The sequence below is a fragment of the Arthrobacter sp. efr-133-R2A-120 genome (genome assembly GCF_030209835.1).
GTDB lineage: Bacteria > Actinomycetota > Actinomycetes > Actinomycetales > Micrococcaceae > Arthrobacter.
On sequence record NZ_JARVRF010000014.1, the window covers coordinates 83,911 to 90,610 of the forward strand.

The 6,700-nt window shown below is 63.8% G+C and carries 7 protein-coding genes; all 7 read left to right on the forward strand.

Annotation, left to right across the window (positions count from 1 at the left end; genetic code table 11):
- Positions 1-252: 252 nt before the first annotated feature.
- Positions 253-1,176, forward strand: a complete 924-nt coding sequence (locus QRN52_RS09265) for a hypothetical protein (protein ID WP_284752439.1) — start codon at positions 253-255, stop codon at positions 1,174-1,176.
- Positions 1,177-1,185: 9 nt separating this feature from the next.
- Positions 1,186-1,404 (forward strand): hypothetical protein, encoded by a 219-nt coding sequence (locus QRN52_RS09270; protein WP_284752440.1) that lies wholly within the window; start codon positions 1,186-1,188, stop codon positions 1,402-1,404.
- Positions 1,405-1,701: 297 nt separating this feature from the next.
- Positions 1,702-2,106: a tautomerase family protein gene (locus QRN52_RS09275; protein ID WP_284752441.1), complete on the forward strand. Its 405-nt coding sequence runs from the start codon at positions 1,702-1,704 to the stop codon at positions 2,104-2,106.
- A gap of 210 nt (positions 2,107-2,316) precedes the next feature.
- Entirely contained in the window at positions 2,317-3,351 is a 1,035-nt protein-coding gene (gene iolC, locus QRN52_RS09280; protein WP_284752442.1) for a 5-dehydro-2-deoxygluconokinase, read from the forward strand.
- Positions 3,348-4,277 (forward strand): Cgl0159 family (beta/alpha)8-fold protein, encoded by a 930-nt coding sequence (locus tag QRN52_RS09285; protein WP_284752443.1) that lies wholly within the window; start codon positions 3,348-3,350, stop codon positions 4,275-4,277. The genes iolC and QRN52_RS09285 overlap by 4 nt, the downstream gene beginning before the upstream one ends.
- A 20-nt stretch (positions 4,278-4,297) precedes the next feature.
- Complete coding sequence (gene iolD, locus QRN52_RS09290; RefSeq protein ID WP_284752446.1) at positions 4,298-6,226, forward strand: 3D-(3,5/4)-trihydroxycyclohexane-1,2-dione acylhydrolase (decyclizing); 1,929 nt, start codon at positions 4,298-4,300, stop codon at positions 6,224-6,226.
- A 59-nt stretch (positions 6,227-6,285) separates the two neighbouring features.
- The coding region (locus QRN52_RS09295; protein ID WP_284752444.1) for an aldehyde dehydrogenase family protein at positions 6,286-6,700 on the forward strand (415 nt) is incomplete at its 3' end.

The following is a 6,700-nucleotide window of genomic DNA, read 5'->3' on the forward strand; positions in this document are numbered from 1 at the left end:
CACTCATTTTGGTGCTTTGGAGCACTCATTTTGTCGCTTAGGGACACTCATTTTGTCTTCATTGCAACCCAGCGGCAGAAACGATGGCTTAGCCTCAACCAAGGAGGCGCCGATCCTGGTAGATCAAAATACATAGGGGAACGGGACGAAAACAGTCGTATGGCTCTCTGAGGGCGCTCCGGGTCTGAATGTGCGAGACCCATCTCGACGCAGTGGCTAGTCCTGTTCTGGAATCAAAGATTGGGGAACGCTGTGAAGATTTGGAACCTATTAAGAATGGCACTTGGATGTTTTCTTGCCGTCGCGATTTTGACACCGAATGCGGCTACGGCTGCGACGGCTCAAGAAGCGAACGTCGAGCAACGGGCCGAAACTGCCCTAGAGGCGCTGGATCGCGTGTTGCCCGTCGATCAACCCGTTCATGCCGCAAGCTCAGAGCCTGACGGCACTCGGTTTCTGGCTGAGCTCACCGACACCGGTGCGCTTTCAAAGGCCTCGGGACACAGCATCGAGCTCCGATTTGTTGATGGGGCGGCAAGAGGGAAGCTCGCGGGAAACCAGAAGCGCGCAGTTTATGGTGCCAGCGGCAATGCCGTGAATTTTGCGGCTTCCGCAGATGGTGGGCGTTTCGCAGCCTACGCGATTATTCACGGTTCTGGTTCTCAAGGCTCGTTCGAGTACGAGTTCTTCGTTGATGGGGCCCCTGCGACTCTGGCTAAAGGATCCACTGGGCAAGTCCTTTTGAAGGATGCATCCGGGAGGTTGATGAACACGATTTCGCCTGCTTGGGCTGTCGACGCCACCGGTAAACAACTCCCGACGTTTTACAGCATCAGAGGCAACGTCCTCACTCAAACCGTTGAGCTCCGGGCTGCGTCGTATCCGGTAGTGGCAGATCCGGCGCTTAGTTGCGATTGGGCGTTGTGCACCCAGCAACTGAATAAGAATGAGACAAGTACTGTTGCCAACGTCGGAGGCGGCAACGCAGGAGCGTTTGGTGCGATGTGCGCCCTCGCGATGCCGTGGCTGGGTGTTGCGTGCCTGACATATGGGCTGGCGATTTGGAATACATCCGTGCACGCTCGTGACACGGGGCGGTGCTTGGGTATTCAATATGTGGGAACTGGCATGCAGGTTGTATGGCCGGTCATCTACAACGGCCCAAACTGCAGGTAGGAGGCCTCCATGCAAAAGAAAGATTACCAAGCCACTCTCGCCACGGGGTGGACCGGTTTGATTTTCTGGGTTCTTATGGCTGCTTGCATCTTCCTTCCTTGGTTGCCTGCCGTGCAGTCGATCCCGGGTGCCGTTGCGGGGCTTGTCATAGTGTCGGTTGGATACGCCTTTATCGTAGTTCCCTTGATCGTCAGCAGCGGAAACCCCGACTCGGGAAGGAGCCGCTGACCGTTCCAAAGCGTCTTCGGATAGGCAGCGCCCGTCACCTTCTCTGTGAAGGTGACGGGCGCCGTCGTTTTGTTTAACGGTTGGACAGCCCGGCGAACGTTGCAAGGACCGGCGCTCGCTCACATCTAGTGAGCGAGCGCTTGCCGTTCGGGCGCCATATATCCGAGCGAGCGTTTGCCGTTAAGGCCCCATAGGTGAGCGAGCGTCGCTGGGGGGAGGGGCGCCACGGTGGCGAGAGCTTGTGGCGCGATTCGAGAGTTTGTTAGTATGTCAGGACAAACTATCGAAGGAGAGCAGATGCCCCTCGTCCGCATTGATGTCAACGAAGGCCGCACGCCGGAGCAGCTCGGTGAACTCAGCCAGCGAATCCACGACGCCATCCTCGCCGAGTACGGGATCCCCGAGCGCGACTACTTCCACATCATCACCGAGCATCCCCGGGGCCAGATTGTTGCCCAGGATGCCGGCCTGGGTTTCGAGCGAAGTTCCGGTGTGGTCATGATCCAGATATTCACCCAGGGTGGTCGGAGTCGCGAAGCCAAGCAGTCCTTGTTCGCCGCGGTCGCCGCCCAGCTCGGCGAGATTGGTGTCGCCGGCGAGGACGTCTTCCTGGGGTACGTCGAAAACACTGCCGATGACTGGTCGTTCGGCTTTGGCCGCGCCCAGTATGTCACTGGCGAGCTTGCCGTTCCTGCACGGTAACTCCGGCGTTTTGGAGCGGATTCACACCCGAATCACCGCGTAGTTTAGGCCATTACGTTTCGTTGTAAATATGTCAGTACAAACCTTTGACAGGACATGAATTCTGGTGCAAAGTAGTGGTTGTGGCCCCGCTCACTGCGGGCCGGCAAAAGCACCGGAGCTCTCACCGTCCCGCAAGAAGAGTTCACTACAGAAAGGTCCGCGATCACCGTGACCCACGAACTGCTCACCATCGGGCGCATCAGCGTTGATATCTACCCGAACGACATTGGTGTGGGACTGGAGGACGTGCAGTCCTTCGGCAAGTACCTTGGCGGCTCGCCGTCGAATGTGGCTGTTGCCGCCGCCCGCCACGGACGCCGCTCCGGCGTGATTACGCGGACGGGCGATGACCCGTTCGGCATCTACCTGCACCGCGAGCTGCGCAAGTTCAAGGTCGACGACGGATTCGTCACCCCCGTGCCGGGCCTTCAGACACCGGCCACGTTCTGCGCGATCCAGCCCCCGCACGACTTCCCGCTCTACTTCTACGGACGGTTCCCCACCGCGCCGGACCTGCAAATCAAGGCCGAGGAACTCGACCTCGAAGCCATCAAGAACGCAGGCATCTTCTGGTCCACCGTGACCGGCCTCTGCCAGGAACCGAGCCGTTCGGCCCACCTCGCGGCCCACGAGGCCCGCCCCCGCACCGGACTCAAAGAGGGCCAGTACACCATCCTGGACCTGGACTACCGGCCGATGTTCTGGGCGTCCGAGGACGAGGCCCGGACAGAGGTCGCCAAGATCCTGCCGCACGTCACGGTGGCCATCGGCAATGACAAGGAATGTGCCGTCGCCGTGGGTGAAGGAACCCCGGACGAGCAGGCCGATCGCCTCCTGGCGGCCGGCGTCGAGATCGCCGTCGTCAAGCTCGGCCCCGAAGGCGTCATGGCCAAGACCCGCACGGAACGCGTTGTCTCTGCGCCGGTCCCGGTGGAGACCGTCAACGGCCTGGGCGCGGGCGACTCTTTCGGCGGCGCCTTCTGCCACGGCCTGCTGTCCGGCTGGCCTTTGGCCCAGGTCCTGGACTACGCGAACGCCGCGGGCGCGATCGTCGCCTCCCGCCTCTCGTGTGCCGACGCGATGCCGACGCCGGAGGAAGTCACCTCGTTGCTCGCCGAACGCGGCCGCCTGACGCCGGCCGGCGCCGCCGGCACCGACGCAGCAGCTTCCCACGCAGCAGTTTCCGAAGGAGCAACACGTTGAGCTTCAATGATGACCCCCGCCGTTACGAGCACTTGAGTGCGATCCGGCTGGAAGATCCCGACGCCGTTGCCCGCGCCGCCGCCGCACGTCGCCGCCACCCGGGGCTCAAGTACGGCTCCCAGAACTTCATCGTCGCGGCCGACCACCCGGCTCGCGGCGCCCTGAGCGTCGGTTCGGACCCGACAGCGATGGCTGACCGCCGGACCCTGTTGGACCGTTTGCAGATCGCTTTGGCGAACCCCGCCGTCGACGGCGTGCTCGCGAGCCCGGACATCATGGACGACCTGCTCCTGCTCGGTGCGCTGGAAGGCAAGCTCGTCTTCGGTTCGATGAACCGCGGCGGCCTCGCGGGGCTGGTCAACGAGATCGACGACCGTTTCACGGGTCACACCGCAGCCGCCCTGGACGCCCTGGGCGCCGACGGCGGAAAGATGCTCACCCGGATCTGCCTCGGGGACCCGGACACCGCCAACATCCTGGAAGCCACGGCCAAGGCGGTGGACTCCCTCGCGGCGCGCAAGCTGATCGCCATGGTGGAGCCTTTCCTGTCTGTCCGCGAGGCGAACGGCAGGGTCCGCAACGATCTTTCCCCGGATGCCGTGATCAAGTCGATCGCGATTGCCGAAGGCCTGGGTTCCACGAGCGCCTACACCTGGATGAAGCTGCCGGTGGTGGCGGAGATGGAGCGCGTCATGGCGGCCACCACGCTTCCCACAGTCCTGTTGGGCGGGGATCCGGACGCGGGCCAGGACGAGGTCTTCGCGAGCTGGCAGGCCGCCCTTGCCCTGCCGGGGGTCCAGGGATTGACTGTGGGACGGACCCTTTTGTATCCCGCCGACGGCGACGTGGCCGGGGCCGTTGCAACCGCCGCCTCGCTCTTGAAGACGCCAGAGCTGCTGAAGACACCTGCGAAAGTATCGGAGTAAGAGTAATGTCAACGCGCAGAATGACGGTCGCCCAGGCGGTTGTCGAGTTCCTGTCCAAGCAGTACACGGTGGACACCGTCGGCGGGAGCGAGTACCGGGAACGCCTGATCCCGGGCACCTTCGGGATCTTCGGACACGGCAACGTTGCCGGTGTGGGCCAGGCCCTCAAGCAGTACCAGCAGCTCGATCCGAGCATCATGCCGTATTACCAGGGCCGCAACGAGCAGGCCCAGGCGCACCAGGCTGTCGGCTACGCCCGGCACACCCGCCGCCGCCAGACGTTCGCGATCAGCACCTCGATCGGCCCGGGTTCCTCGAACCTGCTGACCGGTGCGGCGCTGGCCACCACCAACCGGCTGCCGGTGCTGCTGCTGCCGTCCGACACCTTCGCCACCCGGGCCGCGGACCCGGTGCTGCAGCAGCTCGAGCTGCCCTACGCCTACGACATCACGGTCAACGACGCCTTCCGTCCGCTGTCCAAGTTCTTCGACCGGGTGTCCCGGCCCGAGCAGTTGTTCTCGGCGTTCCATCACGGCCTGCGCGTCCTGACGGACCCGGCCGAGACCGGCGCGGTGACCATTTCGCTGCCGCAGGACGTCCAGGCCGAAGCCTTGGATGTCCCGGAGGAGTTCCTTGCCGAGCGTGAATGGCGGATCCGCCGCCCCGAAGCCGACGACGACGACATCCGCCGCGCCGCCGAGGCCATCCGTGCCGCCAAACGGCCGCTCATCATCGCCGGTGGCGGCGTCCTTTACGCCTTCGCCAACGAGGAACTCGCCAAGTTCGCCGAACTGACCGGCATCCCGGTGGGCAACACCCAGGCCGGCGTCGGCGTGCTCCCGTGGGACCACCAGTTCTCGCTCGGAGCCATCGGCTCCACGGGCACGACGGCGGCGAACGCCATCGCTGCCGAAGCTGACTTGATCATCGGCATCGGTACCCGATACGAGGACTTCACGACGGCGTCGCGCACTGCTTTCCAGAACCCCGACGTGAAGTTCGTGAACATCAACGTGGCCGCGATTGACGCGTACAAGCACGGCACCGTGCTGCCGATCGTCGCCGATGCCCGCAAGGCCCTCGTCAAGCTCAACGCAGCCCTCGGCGGCTACCGTGTCGGCGGCGATCTCGAGCAGAAGATCGCGGCCGAGAAGAAGCGCTGGGACGGGATCGTGGATGAGGCCTTCGACACCCGGCACACGCCGCTTCCGGCGCAGAACGAGATCATCGGAGCCACCAACCGGGCCATGGACGAGCAGGACGTCGTCATTTGCGCCGCCGGTTCCCTGCCGGGTGACCTGCACAAGATGTGGCGCGTCCGGGACCCCTTCGGCTACCACGTGGAATATGCCTACTCGTGCATGGGTTACGAGATCCCCGGTGGCCTGGGCGTCAAGCGCGCCGCGTTGGCCGAGGCTGCTTCGGGCGGCAAGGACCGCGACGTCGTGGTCATGGTGGGGGACGGCTCCTACCTGATGATGCACACCGAATTGGTCACCGCCGTCGCCGAACGCATCAAACTGATCGTGGTCCTGATCCAGAACCACGGCTACGCCTCGATCGGCTCGCTCTCCGAGTCGCTGGGCTCGCAGCGCTTCGGCACCCAGTACAGGGTCCTGGACAAGGAACAGCACTCCTTCGACGCCGGCGAGAACCTGCCCATCGACCTGGCCCTCAACGCCGAGTCCCTCGGTGCGAAAGTCGTCCGGATCGAACCGGGCGAGAAAGTCATTGCCGAACTGGAACAGGCCATCCGCGACGCGAAAGCCGCCCCGGAAGAGACCGGACCGATCGTCATCCACGTCGAATCGGACCCCTTGCTGGACGCGCCAAGCTCCGAATCCTGGTGGGACGTTCCCGTTTCGCAGGTCTCCGAACTCGAATCCACCCAGCAGGCCTACCAGATCTACACCGACCACAAGAATCGCCAGCGCAAGCTGCTCGGCTAAACCCCAAGCTCTCTTCAAAGCCACAGACCTCTTCAAGCCACAGACAAGGAAGTCCGCACATGTCGACGACGACCACCCTGACAACCATCAAGCATTTCATCAACGGTGTTGAAACCGCCGGCGCGGGTGACCGCAGCCAGCCGGTGTACAACCCGGCCACCGGCACCGTGTCCGCCCAGCTGCGGCTCGCGAACCGGGCCGACCTGGACGCCACCGTCGCCGCCGCGAAGGCCGCGGCCGAGAAGTGGGGCGATTTCTCCCTGGCCAAGCGCACCGCGGTGCTGTTCAAGTTCCGCGAACTCGTCGCCTCCCACGTGGACGAACTCGCGGCCCTGGTCACGGCCGAGCACGGCAAGGTCATCTCCGACGCGAAGGGCGAGATCGGCCGCGGCCTGGAAGTCATCGAGTTCGCCTGCGGCATCCCGACCCTGCTCAAGGGCGAGTACTCGGACCAGGTCTCCACCGGCATCGACG

Bases quoted from the DNA above. Each gene is read 5' to 3' on its own strand.
- iolD (WP_284752446.1), top strand. From the start codon at position 4,298: ATGACGGTCGCCCAGGCGGTTGTCGAGTTCCTGTCCAAGCAGTACACG.
- QRN52_RS09275 (WP_284752441.1), top strand. From the start codon at position 1,702: ATGCCCCTCGTCCGCATTGATGTCAACGAAGGCCGCACGCCGGAGCAG.
- QRN52_RS09270 (WP_284752440.1), top strand. From the start codon at position 1,186: ATGCAAAAGAAAGATTACCAAGCCACTCTCGCCACGGGGTGGACCGGT.